Below are 20,212 nucleotides of genomic sequence, written 5' to 3'. Positions count from 1 at the left end.
AATTAAGCGGGGGTAGTGGCCAGGGTGAGGGCCTCCACGAGGGAGTTGGGGGCCAGCGTGAGCTTGAAGTCGTTTTCGCCGTAGCCCTTGGCCCCTTTCATGGCCAGCGTGGCGGCCTGCTGAAACGTGGCCAGCGTGGCGGGCTTGCCGCGCAGAAACTGCTCGGCCTCAAACAAGCGCCAGGGCTTGTGGGCCACGCCGCCCATGGCTAGCCGGGCCTGCCGGATGGTAGTGCCTTCCAGTTGCAGCCCCGCCGCCACCGACACCAGGGCGAAGGCGTAGGAGGCCCGGTCGCGCACCTTCAGGTAGGTCGAGTGCGCGGCCAGCTCATTGGCGGGCACTTCCACGGCCGTAATCAGCTCGTCGGCCCCGAGGGTCGTGTCCTGGCGCGGGTTGTCGCCGGGCAGGCGGTGAAAGTCGCGGAAGGCAATCCGGCGCTCCCCTTTCGGCCCCACCACCACCACGGTAGCTTCCAGGGCGGCCAGCGCCACGCACATGTCGCTGGGGTGCACGGCAATGCACTTGGGCGCGGCCACGCCCGCATCGGCCCCGAAAATGGCGTGCATGCGGTTGTAGCCCCCTAGGGCCCCGCAGCCGGTGGGACCGTTGGGCTGGCCCTTGTCAGGGCCGGCCTGCACGGGCACGCGCTTGTTGCAGGGCAAAGAGGTATCGTAGAAATAAGCACAGCGGGTGCGTTGCAGCATGTTGCCGCCTACCGTGGCCATGTTGCGCAGCTGGGCCGAGGCCCCGGCGTTCAGGGCCTGGGAGAGCAGCGGAAACTGCCGGCGCACCAGCTCGTGGTCGGCCACGGTCGAGTTCTTGGCCAGCGCTCCGATGCGCAGCCCCGTCGGGGTCGCCTCGATGGCGGTGAGCGGCAGGCGGGTGATGTCCACGAGCTTTTCGGGCACCACCACGCCGCGCTTGAGCAAGTCCACCAGGTTGGTGCCCCCGGCCAGGAAGTAGCTGCCGGGCTGCTGGGTGCGGGCCGCCACGGCGGCCGGCGGGGTCGTGACCCGCGCGTAGGAGAAGGGGTTCATACTTTCTGACCGCTGGCTTTGACATCCAAAATGGCCGCCACGATGTTGGCGTAGGCCCCGCAGCGGCAGATATTGCCGCTCATGTACTCGCGCACCTGCTCGGGGGTGTCGGCGTGGCCTTCGCGCACGCAGGCCACGGCGCTCATTATCTGGCCCGGCGTGCAGTAGCCGCACTGGAAGCCGTCGTGCCTGAGAAAAGCCTCCTGCATGCAGTGCAGCTTGTCCTCGCTGCCCAGGCCCTCGATGGTCGTTACCTCGCGCCCCTCGGTGGTGAGGGCCAGCGTCAGGCAGGCGTTCACTCGCTGCCCGTCCACGTGCACAGTGCAGGCCCCGCACTGGCCGTGGTCGCAGCCCTTCTTGGTGCCGGTCAGCCCCAACTGCTCGCGCAGCAAATCCAGCAGCGTCACGCGCGGCTCCACGCTCAGCTGCTGGGCCTGGCCGTTGATGCGCACCTGCAGCGGCAGCTGCTCGAAGGCGGCGGCCAGGCGCTCGTCGAGGCTGTGGTCGATGGCCGTGAGTGCCACCGGCGGGGTGAGCGCCAGCGCGGCCAGGGCCGAGGAGTGCTTGAGGAAAGCGCGCCGGGAAGGGTCGGGCTGGCCCGGCTCCGGGAGCGGCTGGGATTCGTCACGCATAGATAAGAGTGGTTAAGCAAGAGTAAGTTACGGCGGGCCGTTGGTGACTCGTCTCACAATTCCTGGCGGGTGGGGCGGAAGATAATCTCGTTGATGTCCACGTCCGCGGGCTGGCTGCTGGCGGGAGGTATTCTGCTGGCGGTCAGCTCCTGAATGCGGGCCCACGTGGTTCGGCGGCTTTCTTCCAGCTCTGCCGCGCTTAGCGCCGGCGGCTCATCCTGGTCCAGTTGCCGTTGCCACTGCTCCAGCACGTGCCTCGACTGGTTTGGCGGCAGCTTGCCTGCGAAATAGCAGTCCAATAAGCTTTCAAACTCCGCTTTGGTAAGCATCTAGGCAGGGCTACGTAACTGTACCGAGGAACAAGGCGGCCAAGACTACTGCCCGTATCCTGGTAGTAGTGAGCCATGTGCGAAGGTCAGCGTATGGCTAGGGCCTGCCTAATAATCTTGGTTGAATGCCCAATTCGAGCAGATGAGTAGCCGTATAGCGTGACGAATCCGACAGCCTGCTGTTAATTACTCCGAACCTGCCCAGTCGGGTTCTCAATTAATTTGAGGTGGTCCGGTTAAGTGGGAGAATTTAGAATAGTATTTTTAAGTTGTTGAAGGTAAAAAGATTGTGGGGTTTAATAGGCGAGCGCCGAGTGCCGGCGCTCGTGGTTGTAGTAATCAAAATAAGTGGCCACGCTATGCTGCGCGTCGGTCAGGTCGCGGAACACGGGCCACTCGCGGGACCCTAATTCCTCCGTCTTCAGCCGTGACCACAGGCTCTTGGCTTGCGCATTGTCGAGGCATTCGTCGCGCCGACCTGGTGGGCGTAGGCAGTCGTGCTGGTCGAGCAGGGCGCGGTAGGCGTTGGCGCAGTACTGCCCGCCCTGATGGGAGTGAACGAGCAGGCCGGATGGCGGGTCAGCAGGGCTTGGCGTAAGGCGCTAGTGACCAACCCTTCGGGTATAGCGTCGAGTACCTGCCAGCCCACCATCGCTGCCCCAGACTTGATTAGGGTAGCTTGGCTTGGACTGGTTGAGCAGCCGGTTCGGAGCACAGCGCAGCCCGTGGGTCGAGTCGGTCGTGCGCGGGGTATTGAGTGCGGGGCTAAATAGCCCGCAGCCCGTGGCAGCGAATGGCTGAGCGCAGGCGCTGACGGCCTATGCGGTAGCCCTGAGCCTGCAACTCGACCCGCAACCGGCGCGTGCCGTAGCAGCGCTTGTATTGTCCAAAGGCTTCTGGCAGGGCCTATTTCCACGGCTCAGCCACCGGCTGCGTCAAGGCCGGGCGCTGCTGCTTGCGCCAGGTATAATAGCGGGCCGATGACACGTTCAGTATCCGGCAAAGCAGCTTGACGGAGTAGCCACTGCGCTGTTGATCAATAAACTGCCAGCAGCTCATCGAGTTGGCGGAATCGAAAATATGGTGATGGCTTTTTTAAAATTTCTAGCTCCTGTTCTAGCCGCCGGTTGGTGGCCCACAGCTAGCGCACCTCAGCCGCCTCCGTAGGGTCGGCCGGCAGCGGGACCTGGGCTTAGCGTTGTCACTGGTAGATATGCTTGGGGTCGATGTTTAAGGCCCGGGCGGCCGCCTGGGTAGAGCTGCTCTCGCGGGCCAAGTGCAAGGCTTCGGCTTTAAAGGCCTCGTCGTATTTGCGCCACTTGTTTAGTTTGTCCATGAGGGGAAATTACCACCCTAAACTCTCTTGTCTACCTGGACCACCTCAGTGTACATCCTCTTCCATCCATTATTCCTACGACTAGCTTAATGCAAACTACCCTTGCTTTACATAGCCATTTCATTCATTGAAGCTAAAATAGAATAGTACTATTTTTTAACTCGCAAATACGCTGCGAATCGCTAAAAACAGGTTTTTGCAACCTTTTGAAAAAGGTGTTGCAAAAAGACGCTAATTTCCGCGATTTCCCTGGCGGAAATAGCAAAGTCGTAGCCCAAAAAACGTCGCATTTAGCGTCTTTTTATAATTCCGAAGACGCTAATTAGCAAATATTGACTTTGTTCAAAAAACTTGATTCTACGACAGTGTTATCGAAGGAAACAGGACTAATGAATTGGCTATGCAGTGTGCCACATGAGGCAAAAAATCCTCCGCACTGCGCTTGTAATGCGCAGCTTTCGCAGGCCGGCAGATAGATGTTCTTCCAATCAGAAATGGAGCGGCGGGCGAAGGGCCACAGTACTTGGGACAATACGCATAGCTGCTGATTATAAATAGATACATGCAACCGATGAGCAGCCAAGAAATTTACAGCTTCGGTCAGCTCGTTAGCATAGTTAGCTGGGTCGAGCCAGAGCTTGGAGCGGTTGTGCGGGGTATAACCTATATTTTCTAGTCCCACGAACGTCACATGTTCAACGAAGGGAAAGTTGCGGTAGATAAAGCGAGCTAACTTGCTTAAGCGTAATATCGTAAGTTGATGTAGAGCTACTCTAATCTTTATTCGTTGGCCCACGGCTGCTAGCTCATGCAGCCCGCGCACGGTTTGGTCGAAGGCCCCGCGTGCCTGTAATACATAGTCGTGCAGTGAGGCGTGGTCGGCATAAAGCGGAATGCCTAGCATCAGCTGGTCGAGACCTAACGCACCCAGTCGTTCGGCAAAAGCTCGCCAGGCGAAGCTGCGCCCATTGGTAAGGCAGTGCAGGTCAGTGTAAGGCAGGTAGTGTTGGCACAGGCTCAGCAGTTCAGAGAATCTTTCCCCCAGCAGCGTTGGCTCGCCGCCAGTGATACCCAACGCAGGGCAACTAGTTGGAATCAGCAGAATGACTTGGCGGTAAAGGTCAAGCAAGTATCCTGTATCGTCTCGGTCCTTGGATGGCTGCGAGCACATCAGGCAGTTGCTGTTACAGCGCTCGGTGGCCAGCAAGAAGTTTTAGGGTGAATCAGCCCGGTACTGATGCGTGAGTTGTCCAGCGGGTGTAATGGACACTACGTCGCCCGCAACCAGCTGTACGGCATCAAGTACGTGCGTTAGGCCCGGCCCCGTCCAGTGGGCGGGCAACGTAGGGTTAGCCGTAATAATGCCAGCGTAGGGCAAAGTAGCTTGGTACTCAAGCCTAAAGCACAGGCCATTGCGGCCGCGCCTTAACTGGTGTGCAGCAGCGGAGCCTTGGCCTCGGTGAACATGCGCCCGGCCAGGTGGACGGAGGTAGTCTTGCCGATTTACTCGCGCACGGTGCAGTTTAGGTGGCTGAGCTGGTTGGCACAAAGGATGCTGACACATACCGAAGCTATCTAAATCAAGTCCGCGCACCACCTCGTGCAATCGGTGGCTATCAGACTTTAGTTTCGGAATACCATCCGTGGCATTGGGGTAAAGTAAGACCCTAGGCCCTACATTAGCGAGGCTTTCTACCAATGCGCACTATGGCTGCTACTCCTCTCAAAATCGGCTCCTACGCCGGCCTCGCGGCGGCTCTTTTTGGCCTCGCTTCCTACCGGTTCTATGAGCGCCAAGCTGCGCAGGAGCCGCCCACCAAAGAGCAGGTGCTGGTGGGCACCATCGTGCAGGGCCTCTCGCAGGCGCACTACCAGCCCGAGCGACTCGACGATGCCTTTAGCAAGCGCGTGTTTGACCTCTCGCTCAAGCGCCTGGACTACCGCAAGAAGTTTCTGCTGCAACCCGACGTAACCCGGCTGGCCCAGCTGCAAACCGATATTGACGACGAAACCAAGCGCGGCACCCACGAGTTTCTGGACCTCAGCACCAAGCTGCTGGCCGAGCGCACCAAGCAGGTGCAGGCCCTCACGCGCGAGCTGCTGGCCCAGCCCTTTACTTTCGACGCCGACGAAACTATCCAGACGGACTTCGAGCAGGCCTCTTTTGCGGCTACTGCCGCCGAGCAGCGCGAGCAGTGGCGCAAGCTGCTGAAGTACGAAACCCTGGTGCGCGTGGCCGAGCTGCTGGACGAGCAGGACAAGCGCCGCGACCGAGCCCGCGTGGCTAGCCTGCACCACCTGCCCCCGCCCGCCGCGCCCGCCGACCGCACCGTGGCCCAGCTGGAAGTGGCCGCCCGCCAGCGCGTGCGCGCCTACTACGACGAGCAGTTTGCCGACCAGCCCAACGCCGAGGAAGTGCTGGCGCGCTACGCCAACACGCTGGCCAACACCTACGACCCGCACACCGACTACCTGGCGCCCCAGCGCAAAGAAGACTTCGACTACCAACTGACGGGCCGCATGGACGGCATCGGGGCCCTGCTGCACGAGCGCGACGGGCTGATTTACATTGAGGACATCGTGCCCGGCTCGGCTGCCTACCGGCAGGGCGAGTTGAAGAAGGGCGACGCTATTTTGCGCGTAGCCCAGGGCGCCGCCGAGCCGGTGAGCATCGAGGGCTGGCACGCTAATAAGGCCGTGACCCTCATTCGGGGCAAGAAGGGCACCGAGGTGCGCCTAACGGTGAAAAAAACGGATGGCTCGACCAAGGTGGTGGCCCTAACCCGCGACGTGGTGGTGAACGAGGCCACCTACGCCCAGTCGGCAGTGATAAATGACCCGAGCGGCCTCAAAATCGGCTACCTCCGCCTGCCGGTATTCTACGCCGACTTCAACGGCGAAGGCGGGCGCTCATCGGCCGCCGACGTGCAGAAGGAGTTGGCCAAGCTCACGGCCGAGGGCGTGCAGGGCATTGTGTTCGACCTGCGCGAAAACGGGGGCGGCTCGCTGCGCGACGCCGTGGAAATGGCGGGCTTATTCTTGCCCAGCGGGCCGGTGGTGCAGGTGCACGACAGCCGCGGCACCACCACCGTGCTCAACGACCGCGACCCTAGGGTGCAGTACGCCGGCCCGCTGGTGGTGCTGGTGAACAAGCATAGCGCCTCGGCCTCCGAGATTGTGGCCGCCGCCATTCAGGACTACAAGCGGGGGCTGATTATGGGCACGACCAGCACCTACGGCAAGGGCACGGTGCAGCGCATCATCGACCTGGATGCCACGCTGCCGGCCACTTTGGGCGCCTACAAGCCCCTAGGGTCGCTGAAGTTCACGATGCAGAAGTTTTACCGCGTCACGGGCAGCTCGACGCAGTTCAAGGGCGTGGCGTCCGATATTGTGCTGCCCGACGTGGCCTCGTACCTGGATGAGGGGGAGAAAGACGCCGACTACCCGCTGAAGTGGGACGAGATTAAGTCGGCCAGCTACCACCCCTGGGACAACCAGCCGGACTACGCCAAGCTCGAAGCTAACAGCAAGGCCCGCGTGGCCGCCAACCCCAGCCTGCAGCAGCTGGCGGCCATTGTGCAGCGCCTGCGCAAGCGCCAAGCCGAAACTGTGGTGCCGCTGCAGCTAGCCAAGTACCGCGCCTGGCAGCGGCAGCTGCAAGCCGAGTCGGACAAGTACGAGGCACTGCAAGCCACAGCGAAGCCCTTAAACTTTAGCCAATTAGCAGCTGACCGCCAAGCCCTGCAAAACGATTCGGCGCTGACCAAGCGGGCTATGCGCTTCACCAGGGGGCTCGACAAAGACCTGACCCTGGGCGAGGCCGTGGCCGTGCTCAAGGACGAGCAATAAGCTTGCTGGGTTCCACTGACCGGCCAGTGGGGCCCTAGGCCCCGCGCGGCCAGTGAGCTGGTAGGCTACGATTTATCTTTTCAGCCGTAGCTGGCGCGCAGCCAGGCCGCCGGGGCTGCGCGCTGGCACCCACTTTTCTTTCTTGTCCGCTATGCTCTTGCTTGCCCGCCTAGGCCTTGCTTTTTGGCTGCTTGCAGCCCTAGGGATGGGTTTGCCGGCGCGGGCGCAAAAGCTACCGGCCCTCGGCCGCGTGCCGGGCGCCCAGCCGCGCAACGTGGTGTTTATTCTGACGGACGACCATCGGTATGATTTTATGGGCTTTACGGGCAAGCTGCCCTGGCTAAAAACCCCCAACCTGGACCGCCTCTACCAGGGCGGGGCGCACCTAAAAAACGCGTTCGTCACCACGTCGCTCTGCTCGCCCAGCCGGGCTTCCATCCTGACGGGGCAGTACTCGCACGTGCACAAGGTAGTGGACAACCTAGCGCCCGTAGCGCCCAACACCATCTTCTTTCCGCAATACCTGCAGCGGGCGGGCTACCAGACGGCTTTCCTGGGCAAGTGGCACATGGGCGAGGAGGACGACGCCCCCCGCCCCGGCTTCAACCACTGGGAGAGCTTTAAAGGCCAGGGCGAATACTACAACCCGACGCTGAACATCAACGGCCGGCGCGTGGCTTATCAAGACTCTACTTACATCACGGACCTGCTGACCGAGCACGCGCTGGGCTGGCTCAAGGGCCGCGACAAGCGCAAGCCGTTCTTCTTGTACTTGTCGCACAAGGCGGTGCACTCGCCCCTAGCCCCCGCCCGGCGCCACAAGGGCCGCTACCGCTACCAGCCCTACCCCCTGCCGCCCACGTACTACCAAACGCTGGCCGACGACTACAAGGCCCTCGGCTGGCCCGAATGGGTGAAGCAGCAGCGCTACAGCTGGCACGGGGTAGACTACCCCTACCACGAGCACATCAGTATCGAGCAGCTAGTGCAGACCTACTGCGAAACCCTGCTGGGCGTGGACGACAGCGTGGGGGCGGTGCTGGACTACCTCCAGCAAGAAGGCCTGGATAAGAATACGCTGGTTATCTACATGGGTGACAATGGCTTTGCCTTCGGCGAGCACGGCCTGATTGACAAGCGGCAGTTCTACGAAGAGTCGGTGAAGGTACCGCTGCTGGCCTATTGCCCCGCGCTGTTTGCGGGCGGGCAAACCATCACCAAACTGGTGCAGAACACCGACATTGCCCCGACCGTGCTGGCCGCCGCGGGCTTGCAAGCCCCGGCCTATATGCCCGGCCGCTCGCTGCTGCCTTTGCTGCGCAACCCGAACGTGGCCTGGCGGGACAAGATTTTTTACGAGTACTACTGGGAGTATGACTTTCCGATGACCCCCACCGTTTTTGGCGTGCGCACCGACCAGTACAAGTACATTCGCTACCAAGGCATTTGGGACACCAACGAGCTGTACGACATTCAGAAGGACCCTAACGAAACCACCAACCTTATCAGCCGGCCGGAATACGCGGAGCGAACGCAACAGATGGCCAATTACTTGTATGACTGGCTGGAGCAGACGGGTGGCATGGCCATTCCACTCAAGCGCACCGTGAAGCAGCCTTTCGGCGACTATCGCCACCCCTACAATGACTAAAGCCGCCCGCGCTACCCGCGCCGGGCGGCCTATTACCCATGAGCCGCGCGGTTAATACATTGGTAATGCAGGGATTGCGGAACCTGCCGTTGCTGGCGCTGGTGGCCTGCTCGCCCGGCACGCCCCCCGCCGCGGGGGTCATGGCCCAGGCCACCGCGGCCCCTAGGGCGGCGAATGGGGCTTGCTGCGCGAAGCTGCCGGCTCGCTTCGCAGTGGCGCCTGCGGGCTCGCACGTAAAAAGAGCCGGGCCGCCGGCCGCTGGGGCAGCTTCGCACGCGGGCATGGTGTGGGTGCCGGGCGGCACCTTTGCCATGGGCGCGGCCGACCGCCTGGGCCGGCCCGACGAGTACCCGCGCCACCAGGTTGCCGTGGGTGGCTTCTGGATGGATGCCACGGAGGTGACGAACGTCGAGTTTGCCCGCTTTGTGGCGGCGACGGGCTACGTGACGACGGCCGAAAAGACGCCCGACTGGGAGGTGCTGAAGCAGCAGCTGCCGCCCGGCACCCCTAGGCCCGCCGATAGCCTGTTGGTAGCGGCCTCCCTGGTATTTGCGCCGCCGGCCGGGGCCGTGCCGCTCGACGATGCCAGCCAGTGGTGGCGCTGGCAGCCGGGCGCTAGCTGGCGGCACCCCACCGGGCCGGGCAGCAGCCTGCGGGGCCGCGAGCACTACCCGGTAGTGCAGGTGTCGTGGGACGATGCGCGGGCCTACGCCCGCTGGGCCGGCAAGCGCCTGCCCACCGAGGCCGAGTGGGAATGCGCCGCCCGCGCCGGCCGGCCGGGCCAGCCCTACACCTGGGGCAGCGAGCCCATCGACCAGGGCCAGCCCAAGGCCAATACCTGGCAGGGCCACTTCCCCAACCAGAACACCACCTGGGATAAGTTTGCGCGGCTGGCGCCCGTCAAGTCGTTCGCCGCCAATGGCTACGGCCTCTACGACCTGGCCGGCAACGTGTGGGAGTGGTGCGCCGACTGGTACCGGCCCGACTACTACCAGCAGCTGAGCGGCCGGGTGGCCCGCCACCCGGCCGGCCCCGCCACCAGCTTCGACCCGCAGGAGCCCGCCACGCCCAAGCGGGTGGTGCGCGGCGGCTCGTTTCTGTGCGCGGCCGCCTACTGCGCGGGCTACCGCGTGTCGGCGCGCATGAAATCGGCCCCCGATACGGGCTTGGAAAACACCGGCTTCCGCTGCGTGGCCGATGCGCCCCAGTAAAGCGCCCTAGGGGGGGTGGAGGACGCGCAAGTGGGTGCGGGGCCGCCAGCCCCGGCCCGGCTGCTAGTACCAGCGGGGCGGTTGCCGGCGCTGGCGGCGCGCGCGAAAAAAGCAATTGGCCACCGAGGTTGTTTAGGTTGCTCGCAGCGGCACGAGGCCGCGGCGCCAACTTTATACTTCACGCCAGATGAACATTGGAATTATTGGGGCGGGCCACATTGGCAGCGCTCTGGCTACCCGGCTCACCAGCCTGGGCCACACAGTATACATTGCCAACTCGCGCGGGCCCGAGACGCTGGGCGACGTGGCTCAGAAAACGGGGGCTAAGCCCGTTACGGCCACGGAAGCCGCCCGCCACGGCGAGCTTATCGTGGTGACCATTCCGCTGAAAAATATCCCCGACCTACCCAAAGACCTATTCAACGGCGTGCCCGCCAGCGTGCCGGTGGTAGACACTAGCAACTACTACCCCTTGCTGCGCGACGGCCGGATACTCGAGCTGGAAAGCGGCGACCTAACCGAGAGCGAGTGGGTGCAGCAGCACCTAGGCCGGCCGGTGGTGAAAGTGTTTAACAATATCTACGCCGCGCACCTCGAAAAATTGGGCCAGCCCGTCGGCACGCCCGGCCGCATTGCCCTGCCCGTGGCCAGTGACGACGAGGCTGCCAAGCGCCAAGTGATGGCCCTAGTCGAGGAGTTGGGCTTCGACGCCGTGGAAGATGGCAGCCTGCGCGAGTCGTGGCGGCAGCAGCCCGGCACGCCGTGCTACGGCGCCGACCTGTCTGAACCGGAATTGCGCGAGCAACTGCGCAGCCTGGGCCACGAGCGCACCCCCGAGCAGCGCGCGCAGTTTGCGGCCAACCACGCGGCCCAAGAAAAGGCCATAATGAAGCAGGCGCAGTCGTAAGCTACGAGGATAATAATAGGGTGGTCAGGCTGCGCAAGCGCAGCCTGACCACCCTTACCTTTCTAACTGCGTTAGTTGCCCTAGGCCGTGGGGCCGCTGCTAGCAAGCGGAGGCATTAGTTATTGTTGTTGGGCGCCCGGAAGGTGTAGTACACGCCCACGGTAAAGAGGTTACCCAGCGTGTTGGCGTTGAGCCCGAAATTAGTAGTGGTTATTTTATTGTCGGTACCCTTCTCTTTGGAGGTGGAACTCTGGTAACCAAAGGTGCCAAACGAACCCACTACCGTCAGGCGCTTGGTGAGGCCGTAGCCAAAGCCGGCGTTGATATTGGCGCCAAAATCGAGCGTGCTAGATTCAGTAGTGACGGGGGTAACTCTACCAACGGTTTCTATGGTGCTGTTGCCGGGCAATAGCGACACGTTCACGCCCACAAAAGGACGAAAATTGCCTTCCCCAAAGAAGTAGCGGCTGTAAACCGTGCCGCCGTAGCGATTAATCGTGGTGCTGAGCGTAGTGCCGATTACCGTGGCGTTCGGGTTTTCCTGCTTCGAGCCGCTGAAGGTAAAGCCAACCCCAAACTGCACCTGATTGGTGAAAAAGGTGCCCACCTCGGGCGAGAAGCTGTAGTTGTTGAGCTTGCTGGTGGTAGCGCTCGTGCCGCTGTTGTTGGCGGTGGTGGTAGTCGAGTTAAAACCCGCCTGGCCGCCAACATAAAAGGAACCCTGCTGAGCCTGGGCCGCCAAAGCCCCTAGGGCAAGCGCCGCCGTAAGGAAAATGTGTTTCATAAAAAGCTGAAGATGTGGCAATACAACTGAATTATTTCAACTGGAACGCCGCACCTTTACGCGAATGGCACCCCCTGCGTTGGGCTGCTAGTGGCTGCCCCCATCCGGCGGCCAGCCAGCTAGGGGTGCCTGCCCCCTGCCCCACCCCGCCAACTCCCTGGCTATACGCCGGCTAGCTATTTCCTCGGCTGGCTAGCCTCGCTTAAACCTACCGCGACCAGCAGCAACCAACTGCGCTGCTCTAGGGTCAGTGCTTGCTTACGGGCGTCGTCCAGCAAGGCTAGCAGTCCATCTACAATGCTGCTTTCGGCGCAACCGAGCTGGGGAGGCGCGACAACATCACCTCGAAGGTGTAGTGGCTGAAAGCGGCATCGTTGGGAATGTAGTTTATTGCTGATGTCCTCGCCGCGCTTGGCGTAGTCCTGCACCCGGATTTCGCGCAAGTCGTAGGTTTGCTGAAAGTAAGCCGGGTTCTGGTCGCCCTCTGCCCCGTCGACCACAAAGCCATCACCTGGCTATCAAACGAGTTCTTGCTATAGCGCGAGGCCGCGCCCAGCACGTCGGCGCTCAACAGGTCGAGCTACCCGCTAATGACGGCGTGTATGGCGTAGTTGTAGTACACATGGGCGCCCCCGCCGGCGTTTCAAACTGCAGTACGGCCACCGTTTTGTCGGACGGCCCGTCGTAGTTGGGGCTTTCCCGCCAGCGGGGCGTTTGGGGGGCCATTAAGTTGCGGTTGGCGTTGGACTACGCCACGCCCGTGCCGTAGCCCATGCGGGCGGGTTGCAGCCGCTGCTAGGCCAGCTTCACCACCGCTACTACTGGGTCGGCCAGGCTGGCGTAGCGTACGCAGGGCGCGCTGTGTGAGTGGGTGGCCGTGAGCAAAAGGCTGGTGGCCGGAATCTTCAGCTCCCGCTCGACGCGGCTGCTCACGCTTTGCCACAGCGCCTCCAGAATGGCAATGACATCGACCGACACCAACGCCACGGTGGCCGCGCCGTTGCGCACCACAATGGCCCGCGCGTAGAGCGGGTCCAGCACGCCCGTGAAACTCGAGGGTCGCTCGGTTGCTGAGGGGGTAGCCTCGACCTTGGCGGCGCCCACGCGCAGCGCCCGGGCCGGGCTGGCCTGGGCCCAGCTGCCGGGCCTAGGGCCAGCCAGCAGCAGTGAGACAAAAACCAAAAAGTGTTTCATACAAAGGAGGTTACGCGGGGCGGCACCACCCGGCGGCGGGTCTAAAAGCAGTTGACTTTGCCCCACCAGCGGCCTAGGGCGGCTGGGGCCGCAAGCGGTGGTAAGGCCGGAAGTGGGTAGCTTTACCGACCTCCCCGCGCCGACGCCGGGCGTTGCGGGGCTGCCTGGTGGTCCTGGTGGCGGCGGCCGGTTATTGTGGTGGTCTTTTTTGCCTTTCCTTATGCGCTCTCTTTCCCTGACCTGCCGGCGCGCGGCCCTACTGCTGGGCCTGGCCGGCGCCATCTTGCTGGCCCCTACTACCGCCGCCGCCCAGGCGTTTGCCAAAGGCGCCGACGTGGGCTGGCTGCAGCAGATGGAAGCTACCGGCTACGTGTTTCGCAACGGGCAGGGCCAGCCCCAGGACTGCTTTTCGCTGCTCAAAGCCCGCGGCATCAACTCGATACGGCTGCGCGTATTCGTCAACCCATCGGCCGATAAAACTAGCGGGCACTGCAGCCCCGCCGAGGTGGTAGCCATGGCCAAGCGCGCCACCGACCTGGGCTTCCGAGTGATGATTGACTTTCACTACAGCGACACCTGGGCCGACCCTGGCAAGCAAGCCAAGCCCGCCACCTGGGCTAGCCATTCCTTCGCGCAGCTGCTGACCGATGTGTACGACCACACCTTCAGCACGATGACGGCCCTGAAAGCCAGCGGCGTGACGCCCGAGTGGGTGCAGGTGGGCAACGAGATTCCGGGCGGGATGCTCTGGCCCGAGGGCAGCACTAAAAATCCGGCGCAGCTCGCCCAGCTTATTACCAAGGGCTACGAGGCCGTGAAGGCCGTGAGCCCCACCTCGAAGGTGATAGTGCACCTCGACCGGGGCAACGACAACGCGCTGTACCGCAACTTCTTCGACACGCTGACCAAGAACGGCGGCCGGTTCGACGTCATTGGCATGTCGTACTACCCCTACTGGCTCAAGCAGGATTACACCGCCTCCATCGCCAACCTACGCGCCAACCTGCTCGATATGGTGAGCCGCTACCCCGGCAAGGAGGTAGTGGTAGCCGAAGTGGGCGGCGACTACACGCTGGTGCAAAACACCTACGACCTGCTGGCCGCCACGCTGCAAGCCGTGCGGGCCGTGCCCCAGGGCAAGGGCCTGGGCGTGTTTTACTGGGAGCCGGAAGGCGCCAAAAGCTGGAGCGGCTACCAGCTCAGCGCCTGGACCGACGACGGCCAGCCCTCGCCCGCCCTGCGGGCCTTTCTGGAGGAGGAGCCGGCTAAGCCAGCCCCCACCGTGCCGGCCAAAAAGCCCGCGCCCGGCACCCGTAAAAAGCCCGTCCGGTAGGTGCGCTAGCGGCGCGCACGGCCCTAGGGGCGGTTGCGGGCGCAGGCTTGCAGGAGCTACTGCCAGCTTACCACCAGCGGGGCGGCCAGGCGGCGGGCAAAGTCGGCCAGGTAGGCATCCCAGGCGGCGGCCGAGGCGAACTGCCCGCTTTTCTGCCAGCCAAAGCCGGCGTAGAAGATAACGGTGCCTTGCTCTGGCTTGGTGACCATGTACAGCTGATTGCTGTCCTTCTCGGGGCTGCGGTGGTCTTGGTAGTCAAGCAGGTAGCTGGGGGCCACTACCACGCCGGTGCCCAGGTTCGAGTCGTCGGTGGGCTCCCAATAGCGAAACCAGCCGGCGGCGCGGTCGGCCCGCACCTGGCCCTTGGCCTCGTGCAGCGTCAGGCCGATGGTGCAGTTGGGCAAGGGCTTATCGGCGGCCAGGTACTCCTCGTAGCGCGTCAGGTTCGAGCCCAGGTCGAGGCTGATAACTTTCTTTTCCGTCACGGTCTGGCCGGCCGCGGGCCAGGGCGCGTAGCTCAGCTCAAACACCGTGCGGATGGGCCCTAGGGCCCGGATTTTGTAGCTGCTGAAGTTGCGCGACACGTAGAGCTTTCCCCCTGCGAGCACACCGGTGCCGCCGGTGCCGCGGCTGCTGCCCACGTGGTAGGGGTCGTGCCCCTCGCCCTGGTCGGTGTGGTAGGCAAAGGGCTTCTCGTACTGGTGGCGCCCGTACCAGCGGTCGATAATGGGGTAAGGCACGCGCTTCAGCCAGCAGTCCATGCCGCTGCTTAGGGTGCCGGCGGGGTCTTTCTTGTCGTACAACTCCTGCGCATTAGGGCCGTAGGTGCGGAACGCCACCCGGTCGTTTTCCCAGGCAAAGTCGTCGGTGCGCTCGGGCACGAAGCGGGCGTAGGTGGTGAGCGGGGCCGGCGGCATATCGCCCAGGCCGGGCCCTAGGGTAAAGGTTTTGGTGCCCTTGGCCGGCAGGGCGGTTTGAAACAGCAGCTCGTCGGGCTGGCCGTTACCGTCGCTGTCCAGCAGCTGGCTCACCAGCACGGCCTGGGTGGCCGCGTCGCGCACGCGCAGGCTGGTGGCATCGAGGCCGCGCACGGCCGCCGGCAGCTGGGCCAGCGGCAAACTCACGGTTTCGGCGGGGCGCGCCTGCCCTAGGGGGTTGCGCACCGTAATGGTAGCCGTGGGGGTTGGCGCGGGCGCCAGGCCCAGCCCTAGGGTAGCCAGCGCGCCAAGCAGCAGGAGTTTCATAGGGGCATGTAAGATGTCAAAAGCTTATAGTATCAAGAGGGGCGGTCATGCTCATCTGGCGTCCGCTTGTCGAAGCATCTCTACCGTGTCGCCTGACGAAGCGATAGAGATGCTTCGACAAGCTCAGCATGACCGCCCTTTTATGCTGTTTGCTAGCCCTTAGCGCAAGTCGGCCAGGGCCACGGCGTCCATGTCGGTGTACTCTAGGTTTTCGCCGGCCATGCCCCAGATGAAGGCGTAGGCGCTGGTGCCGCAGCCAGTGTGGATGGACCACGGCGGCGACAGAATAGCCTGCTCGTTGCTCACCCACAGCGGGCGGGTTTCGTGGGGCTCGCCCAGCATGTGCAGCACCCGCTGGCCGGCCGGCAGGTTGAAGTAGAGGTAGGCCTCCATGCGCCGGTCGTGTACGTGGCTGGGCATGGTGTTCCACACCGAGCCGGGCTTGAGCTGGGTGAGGCCCATCACGAGCTGGCAGCTAGGCAGGCCCTCGCTGAAAATGTACTTGTAGATGGTGCGCTCGTTGGCGGTTTCGCGGGCGCCCATCTCCACGGGCGTGGCCTCGGCCTGGGTGCGGCGGGCGGTGGGGTACTCCTTGTGAGCGGGGGCCGACAGCAGGTAGAATTTGGCCGGGTTGGCGGCGTCGAGGCTCTCGAAGCTCACCTGCTGGCTGCCGCGGCCCACGTACAGGCAGTCCTGCGGGCCTAGCTCCCAGCCTTGCCCATCTACCACCACGCGGCCGGGCCCGCCCACGTTCAGGGCGCCCAGCTCGCGGCGCTCCAGGAAGTACTGGGCCTTGAGGCTATCGGGGCAGGGCAGGGCCAGGGGCGCGGCGACGGGCTGCGCGCCACCCACTATCATGCGGTCGTAATGGGTGTAAGTCAGCTCGATGGCGCCGGGCGTGAAGATATTTTCAATCAGGAAATGCTGGCGCAGGCCCGCTGTATCCAGCTGGGCAGTCTCGCGCGGGCCAATGGCAAATCGGTTCTTCATAAATCGCAGATTTAACGGATTTAACGGATTTCGCGGATACGCTGCTTCGCAGCTGGCTACGCGAATGACTTTTAGCTACGAATAGCTAGTAACTCGTTGACTATTAATCACTAGTCACTAATCACTATTACCGCCCCAGCCAGCCGCCGTCTACCAGTAGGATGGTGCCGTGCACGTAGGCGCTGGCTTCGGAAGCTAGGAAAACGACGGGGCCTTGGAAGTCGGCGGGCTCGCCCCAGCGGCCGGCCGGAATGCGGCCCAGGATGCTGGCGGCGCGGTCGGCATCCTGGCGCAGGGCCTCGGTGTTATCGGTAGCGATGTAGCCGGGGGCGATGCCGTTCACGTTTACGCCTTTACCGGCCCACTCGTTGGCCAGCGCCTTCACCACCGAGCCGATGGCGCCTTTGCTGGCGGCGTAGCCCGGCACGTTGATGCCCCCCTGAAACGTGAGCAGCGAGGCCGTGAAAATAATTTTGCCGCTGCCCTGCGCAAGCATTCGCCCCCCTAGGGCCCGCGCCAGCCGAAAGGGTGCGTCGAGGTTGATGGCCAGCACGTTGTCCCAGTCCGCGTCGGAGTGCTCGGCGGTCGGCGCCCGCCGAATGGTGCCGGCGTTGTTTACCAGGATGTCGATGCGGGCGAAGTCGGCCAGCACCTGGGTGGTAAAGGCGTCGGCGCTGGCGCGGTCAGCAAAGTCGGCCTGGTAGGCGTGAAACTGCCGGCCCAGCGCCCGCACCAGCCGGCCGGTTTCGCCGCCGTCGGGGGCCAGGCTGGCCGATACGCCGATGATGTCGGCGCCGGCCTCGGCCAGTCCCAGGGCCATGCCCTGCCCAATGCCGCGGTTGCAGCCCGTTACCAGCGCCGTTTTGCCGCTGAGGTCGAAAAGTGAAGGCATATTTTAGGGTGGTGTATTTAGTAGAGAATCAAAAGGTGGTCATGCTCATCTGGCGTCCGCTTGCCGAAGCATCTCTCCCGCGCCGCCTCGCATCGTTCAACGACGTGGTAGAGATGCTTCGGCTGCGCTCAGCATGACGTTCTATTAACTCAATCATTAGTTAGTTACAGCGCATGGTCGAGGTGCACCTCCTGGCCCGACCAGAGGCGGCGGGCGGTCCAGTCCTGGGCGGGCTCTTGCCAGAAGGCGTGGCCGGCGGGCAGCCCTAGGGGCAGAAAGGCGGTGGTGCAGAGGTAAAGGCTGCCCGTCGAAATATAATTTTCGCCAATGCCCGGCTGGTGGCCGCAGAGCCCGATTTGGAGCCAGCCGCGCGCGTCGAACGTGCCGGGTGCCTCCAGCGTGCGCCGGATGACGGCTGCCAGGGCCGCGCGCGCCTGCCCGGCCGGCAGGCCCTCGGGCAGCAGCCCCTGCAAAGCGCACTGCGCCAAGTGCTGAAACGCGCCGCAGCGGTAGGCCAGCGAGCGGCCGAAAGCGGCAAACGAGCCGTCGGGCGCCACCAGCCGCTCCTGCACCTGGGCGTAGCGCCGGGCGCGGGCCTTCAGGGTGTCGAGCAGCTCTTGGCGCTCCTTGCCGGCCGCTGCCAGCGTGCCCACCACGTCGAGCAGCATGGGCTGAATGACGTAGCTGTTGTAGTAGTCCCAGTGGTACTGCGGGCCGTCGCCGTAGGTGCCGTCGCCCACGTACCAGGCCTGGTGCTCCTTGATGGCGTAGTCCATCCGCATGAGGTCGCCGCTACCGGTAAACTTGAGCAGCGCCGCTTCGATGATGGCGCTGAACAGCAGCCAGTTGCTAAACACGGGCTTGATGACGCGGGTGCTTTGCAGGGCCGCTACCAGCTGCTGCTGGGCGGCGGCGGGCAGCTTCTCCCACAGCTGGGTGGGCGCCCGCAGCAGCGCGTGGGCCAGGAAGGCGGCATCGACCACCGGCTGCCCGCCCTGGGTGAAGTTGAGGAAATCGGGCGACTGCGGGTTGACGGCACTGGCAATGGCCTGGCGGGCCTGCTGGGCGGCTTCGGCCTGGCGCGCGGTTTCGTTGGCGGGGGCGTCGGCCAGCTCCAGCCAGGGGGCCAGGCCAGCCAGCGTGCGCCCTAGGGCTTCGAGGTGCGTCACGGCGCGGCGGCCCTCCTGCTGGCCGGGGGCGGCCTCCACGGGCAGGTCGGCCCGCAGGCGGCCGGCGGCGGCGCTGGTCAGCACCGGCCGGGCCACGCGCAGCAGCTGGCTTAGCCAGTAGGCGCGGTCGGTGGCGGGGGCTTTGGGCGGCGCGGGGGGCCTAGGGGCCGCCGAAGCCGCCAAGCCAGGTGCTACCCAACTGGCTAGCCCCGGCAGCGCCAGCGCAGCCCGGCCTAAGAAGGAGCGGCGTATCATGGGCGGCGAATGCTAGCGCGTGGCTTTGAGCTTGATAACCTCGGAGCCAGCCAGCAGGTAGGCGCCGGTGCCGTACACCTCCCAGCTATCGGCTGAGAAGTCGCGGCGCGGGTCGGCGCCGATGGGCTGCACCCAGCCCACGCGCCCTTCCGCATTCACGCAGCCGTTGAGGGCCACCCAGGCCTTTTGCACGGGCGGCAGGTAGGTGGCCGGGTCAAGCAGGCCCTGGTTGAGTCCCCAGGCCAAGGCGTAGCAATCGAAGCCCGAGCCGCTGGCCTCGCCGCCGGGGTAGGCGGCCGGGTCGAGCAGGCTGGCGCGCCACAGCCCATCGGGCTGCTGCAGCTGGATGAGGCGGGCGGCCATTTCCTTAAACAGGCTCACGTAGAACGGCCGCGTAGGGTGGCCTTTTGGCATCTCTTGCAACAGCTGCACCAGCCCGCCCATCACCCAGCCGTTGCCGCGGCTCCAAAACACGCGCTCGCCGTTGCTTTCCTTCTTGCCCTCGCCGGCTTCGCTGAGTAGGTACGAGGCATCGCGGGCAAACAGGTGCTGCTGGTGGTTGAAGAGGCGCCGGTAGGTTTGGGCGTAGAGCGTGTCGTTGAGCACCAGCAGCTGCGGCTGGTTGGCAATAGCGGCGGCTTTCGCCAGCACCGGCGGGCCCATAAATAGGGCGTCGCACCACCACCAGGTGATGCCGTGCTGCTGCACCTCGGGGCCGGGCGTGGTGCGCAGCTTATCCAGTACGGCCAGCGTGGGCACTATCATGCGCTGGTCGTGCTTGAGGCGGTAGAGGTTGAGGTAGGTTTGGCAGATGGCGATGTCGTCGGCGTGGTCGTAGCGCTGGTCGGGCTGCCAGTGCGTGCGCTGCCCTAGGGCCATGAGCGAGTCCAGAATCAGCTTTGACTTAGTGGTTTGGTAGGCCGCGAACACCCCGGAGTAGAAGGCGCCGTTGGTCCAGTCGGTGGGCTTGTGCTTGGGGTGGGCCAGCTGCCACTGGGTGGCTTTCAGCAGTTGGGCCTTGATGAAAGCGGGCTTGAACTGCGCCTGCTCGGCGGCCGAAAGCGGGGCTTGGGCCGAGGCCAGGCGGGCGGTGAGCAACAGGCCGCCGAGCAGCCAAGCGTTCCGGAGGGTACGGAGCATACCAAAACGAAGGTGGGTGGGAAAACCGGCGGCCGCCCCCTAGGGGCTTCGCCGCTGCAATAGTAGGGCCGCCCAGCGCTTGGCAGCGGGGGCGTTTTCGGGAAGAACGGGGGGCTTTTTATCGGGTGCGGGGCCTAGGGCGAAGCAGGCAGCAAATCCAAGTTGCTAAATCTGAAATACATAAACACCTAAAAAGCACGTCATGCTGAGCTTGCCGAAGCATCTCTACCGCTTACTCAGACGGCGTGGTAGAGAT

General features: G+C 63.8%; 20 protein-coding genes and 1 pseudogene. 5 read left to right on the top strand and 16 right to left on the bottom strand.

The features are described 5' to 3' along the window. Positions 1 to 2 precede the first annotated feature (2 nt). From HHL22_RS12270 to hxsC, 8 genes are all read right to left on the bottom strand, one after another. A complete protein-coding gene (locus tag HHL22_RS12270) occupies positions 3 to 1,037 on the bottom strand; it encodes an FAD binding domain-containing protein (RefSeq protein WP_169531634.1) in 1,035 nt (344 codons plus the stop codon). Next, entirely contained in the window at positions 1,034 to 1,669 is a 636-nt protein-coding gene (locus HHL22_RS12265; RefSeq protein WP_169531633.1) for a (2Fe-2S)-binding protein, read from the bottom strand. The genes HHL22_RS12270 and HHL22_RS12265 overlap by 4 nt, the downstream gene beginning before the upstream one ends. A 53-nt stretch (positions 1,670 to 1,722) precedes the next feature. After that, positions 1,723 to 1,998: a hypothetical protein gene (locus HHL22_RS23625; RefSeq protein WP_195809279.1), complete on the bottom strand. Its 276-nt coding sequence runs from the start codon at positions 1,996 to 1,998 to the stop codon at positions 1,723 to 1,725. Between the two features lie 296 nt (positions 1,999 to 2,294). Next, the gene (locus tag HHL22_RS24485; protein ID WP_394354460.1) at positions 2,295 to 2,510 is read right to left on the bottom strand and encodes an integrase core domain-containing protein; all 216 of its coding nucleotides are present in this window, start codon (positions 2,508 to 2,510) and stop codon (positions 2,295 to 2,297) included. Between the two features lie 253 nt (positions 2,511 to 2,763). Beyond that, positions 2,764 to 2,901: an IS3 family transposase gene (locus HHL22_RS24480; RefSeq protein WP_169532420.1), complete on the bottom strand. Its 138-nt coding sequence runs from the start codon at positions 2,899 to 2,901 to the stop codon at positions 2,764 to 2,766. A 3-nt stretch (positions 2,902 to 2,904) separates the two neighbouring features. Beyond that, the gene (locus HHL22_RS24475) at positions 2,905 to 3,057 is read right to left on the bottom strand and encodes a transposase (RefSeq protein WP_169531631.1); all 153 of its coding nucleotides are present in this window, start codon (positions 3,055 to 3,057) and stop codon (positions 2,905 to 2,907) included. A gap of 142 nt (positions 3,058 to 3,199) precedes the next feature. Next, positions 3,200 to 3,334, bottom strand: a complete 135-nt coding sequence (locus HHL22_RS24245) for a transposase (protein WP_262888380.1) — start codon at positions 3,332 to 3,334, stop codon at positions 3,200 to 3,202. A gap of 322 nt (positions 3,335 to 3,656) precedes the next feature. Beyond that, a complete protein-coding gene (gene hxsC, locus HHL22_RS12240) occupies positions 3,657 to 4,541 on the bottom strand; it encodes a His-Xaa-Ser system radical SAM maturase HxsC (RefSeq protein WP_169531630.1) in 885 nt (294 codons plus the stop codon). A 500-nt stretch (positions 4,542 to 5,041) separates the two neighbouring features. Between hxsC and HHL22_RS12235 the strand changes: the two genes are divergently transcribed. From HHL22_RS12235 to HHL22_RS12220, 4 genes and pseudogenes are all read left to right on the top strand, one after another. Further along, on the top strand, positions 5,042 to 7,186 hold the full coding sequence (locus HHL22_RS12235) for a carboxy terminal-processing peptidase (protein WP_169531628.1): 2,145 nt from the start codon (positions 5,042 to 5,044) through the stop codon (positions 7,184 to 7,186). Between the two features lie 151 nt (positions 7,187 to 7,337). Next, positions 7,338 to 8,837 (top strand): sulfatase family protein, encoded by a 1,500-nt coding sequence (locus HHL22_RS12230; protein WP_241738094.1) that lies wholly within the window; start codon positions 7,338 to 7,340, stop codon positions 8,835 to 8,837. 38 nt (positions 8,838 to 8,875) lie between these two features. Next, positions 8,876 to 10,048: a formylglycine-generating enzyme family protein gene (locus HHL22_RS12225; RefSeq protein WP_241738093.1), complete on the top strand. Its 1,173-nt coding sequence runs from the start codon at positions 8,876 to 8,878 to the stop codon at positions 10,046 to 10,048. Positions 10,049 to 10,220: 172 nt separating this feature from the next. Then, a pseudogene (locus HHL22_RS12220) lies at positions 10,221 to 10,955 on the top strand (NADPH-dependent F420 reductase); the annotation flags it as partial. Positions 10,956 to 11,070: 115 nt separating this feature from the next. Here the strand turns inward: HHL22_RS12220 and HHL22_RS12215 are convergent. From HHL22_RS12215 to HHL22_RS12205, 3 genes are all read right to left on the bottom strand, one after another. Next, complete coding sequence (locus tag HHL22_RS12215) at positions 11,071 to 11,739, bottom strand: outer membrane beta-barrel protein (protein WP_169531624.1); 669 nt, start codon at positions 11,737 to 11,739, stop codon at positions 11,071 to 11,073. A 176-nt stretch (positions 11,740 to 11,915) separates the two neighbouring features. After that, on the bottom strand, positions 11,916 to 12,239 hold the full coding sequence (locus tag HHL22_RS12210; RefSeq protein ID WP_169531623.1) for a hypothetical protein: 324 nt from the start codon (positions 12,237 to 12,239) through the stop codon (positions 11,916 to 11,918). A 295-nt stretch (positions 12,240 to 12,534) separates the two neighbouring features. Next, positions 12,535 to 12,933: a hypothetical protein gene (locus HHL22_RS12205; protein WP_169531621.1), complete on the bottom strand. Its 399-nt coding sequence runs from the start codon at positions 12,931 to 12,933 to the stop codon at positions 12,535 to 12,537. Positions 12,934 to 13,153: 220 nt separating this feature from the next. On the opposite strand from HHL22_RS12205, the gene HHL22_RS12200 reads away from it, so the two are divergent. Then, complete coding sequence (locus tag HHL22_RS12200; RefSeq protein ID WP_169531619.1) at positions 13,154 to 14,266, top strand: glycoside hydrolase family 53 protein; 1,113 nt, start codon at positions 13,154 to 13,156, stop codon at positions 14,264 to 14,266. Between the two features lie 56 nt (positions 14,267 to 14,322). On the opposite strand, the gene HHL22_RS12195 is transcribed toward HHL22_RS12200, so the two are convergent. From HHL22_RS12195 to HHL22_RS12175, 5 genes are all read right to left on the bottom strand, one after another. Then, on the bottom strand, positions 14,323 to 15,510 hold the full coding sequence (locus HHL22_RS12195; protein WP_169531618.1) for a DUF4861 family protein: 1,188 nt from the start codon (positions 15,508 to 15,510) through the stop codon (positions 14,323 to 14,325). A gap of 159 nt (positions 15,511 to 15,669) precedes the next feature. Beyond that, positions 15,670 to 16,500: a 5-dehydro-4-deoxy-D-glucuronate isomerase gene (kduI, locus tag HHL22_RS12190; RefSeq protein ID WP_169531616.1), complete on the bottom strand. Its 831-nt coding sequence runs from the start codon at positions 16,498 to 16,500 to the stop codon at positions 15,670 to 15,672. 127 nt (positions 16,501 to 16,627) lie between these two features. Next, positions 16,628 to 17,392 carry an SDR family oxidoreductase gene (locus tag HHL22_RS12185; RefSeq protein WP_169531615.1) on the bottom strand — a complete coding sequence of 255 codons (765 nt, stop codon included), beginning with the start codon at positions 17,390 to 17,392 and terminating at the stop codon, positions 16,628 to 16,630. A gap of 164 nt (positions 17,393 to 17,556) precedes the next feature. Next, positions 17,557 to 18,816 (bottom strand): DUF2264 domain-containing protein, encoded by a 1,260-nt coding sequence (locus HHL22_RS12180; protein ID WP_169531613.1) that lies wholly within the window; start codon positions 18,814 to 18,816, stop codon positions 17,557 to 17,559. Between the two features lie 12 nt (positions 18,817 to 18,828). Further along, complete coding sequence (locus HHL22_RS12175; RefSeq protein WP_169531612.1) at positions 18,829 to 19,956, bottom strand: glycoside hydrolase family 88/105 protein; 1,128 nt, start codon at positions 19,954 to 19,956, stop codon at positions 18,829 to 18,831. Between the last annotated feature and the right edge of the window lie 256 nt (positions 19,957 to 20,212).

Source organism: Hymenobacter polaris (assembly GCF_012927305.1).
Classification (GTDB): domain Bacteria; phylum Bacteroidota; class Bacteroidia; order Cytophagales; family Hymenobacteraceae; genus Hymenobacter; species Hymenobacter polaris.
Note: the sequence above shows the minus strand (reverse complement) of the source record. Positions and strands in the feature narration are given on the sequence as shown.

Bases quoted from the DNA above. Each gene is read 5' to 3' on its own strand.
- HHL22_RS24475 (WP_169531631.1), bottom strand. From the start codon at position 3,057: ATGAGCTGCTGGCAGTTTATTGATCAACAGCGCAGTGGCTACTCCGTC.
- HHL22_RS12195 (WP_169531618.1), bottom strand. From the start codon at position 15,510: ATGAAACTCCTGCTGCTTGGCGCGCTGGCTACCCTAGGGCTGGGCCTG.
- HHL22_RS12235 (WP_169531628.1), top strand. From the start codon at position 5,042: ATGGCTGCTACTCCTCTCAAAATCGGCTCCTACGCCGGCCTCGCGGCG.
- HHL22_RS12200 (WP_169531619.1), top strand. From the start codon at position 13,154: ATGCGCTCTCTTTCCCTGACCTGCCGGCGCGCGGCCCTACTGCTGGGC.
- HHL22_RS12175 (WP_169531612.1), bottom strand. From the start codon at position 19,956: ATGCTCCGTACCCTCCGGAACGCTTGGCTGCTCGGCGGCCTGTTGCTC.
- HHL22_RS12205 (WP_169531621.1), bottom strand. From the start codon at position 12,933: ATGAAACACTTTTTGGTTTTTGTCTCACTGCTGCTGGCTGGCCCTAGG.
- HHL22_RS12225 (WP_241738093.1), top strand. From the start codon at position 8,876: ATGAGCCGCGCGGTTAATACATTGGTAATGCAGGGATTGCGGAACCTG.
- HHL22_RS12185 (WP_169531615.1), bottom strand. From the start codon at position 17,392: ATGCCTTCACTTTTCGACCTCAGCGGCAAAACGGCGCTGGTAACGGGC.
- HHL22_RS12180 (WP_169531613.1), bottom strand. From the start codon at position 18,816: ATGATACGCCGCTCCTTCTTAGGCCGGGCTGCGCTGGCGCTGCCGGGG.
- HHL22_RS12230 (WP_241738094.1), top strand. From the start codon at position 7,338: ATGCTCTTGCTTGCCCGCCTAGGCCTTGCTTTTTGGCTGCTTGCAGCC.
- kduI (WP_169531616.1), bottom strand. From the start codon at position 16,500: ATGAAGAACCGATTTGCCATTGGCCCGCGCGAGACTGCCCAGCTGGAT.
- HHL22_RS12215 (WP_169531624.1), bottom strand. From the start codon at position 11,739: ATGAAACACATTTTCCTTACGGCGGCGCTTGCCCTAGGGGCTTTGGCG.
- HHL22_RS23625 (WP_195809279.1), bottom strand. From the start codon at position 1,998: ATGCTTACCAAAGCGGAGTTTGAAAGCTTATTGGACTGCTATTTCGCA.
- HHL22_RS12270 (WP_169531634.1), bottom strand. From the start codon at position 1,037: ATGAACCCCTTCTCCTACGCGCGGGTCACGACCCCGCCGGCCGCCGTG.
- HHL22_RS12265 (WP_169531633.1), bottom strand. From the start codon at position 1,669: ATGCGTGACGAATCCCAGCCGCTCCCGGAGCCGGGCCAGCCCGACCCT.
- HHL22_RS24245 (WP_262888380.1), bottom strand. From the start codon at position 3,334: ATGGACAAACTAAACAAGTGGCGCAAATACGACGAGGCCTTTAAAGCC.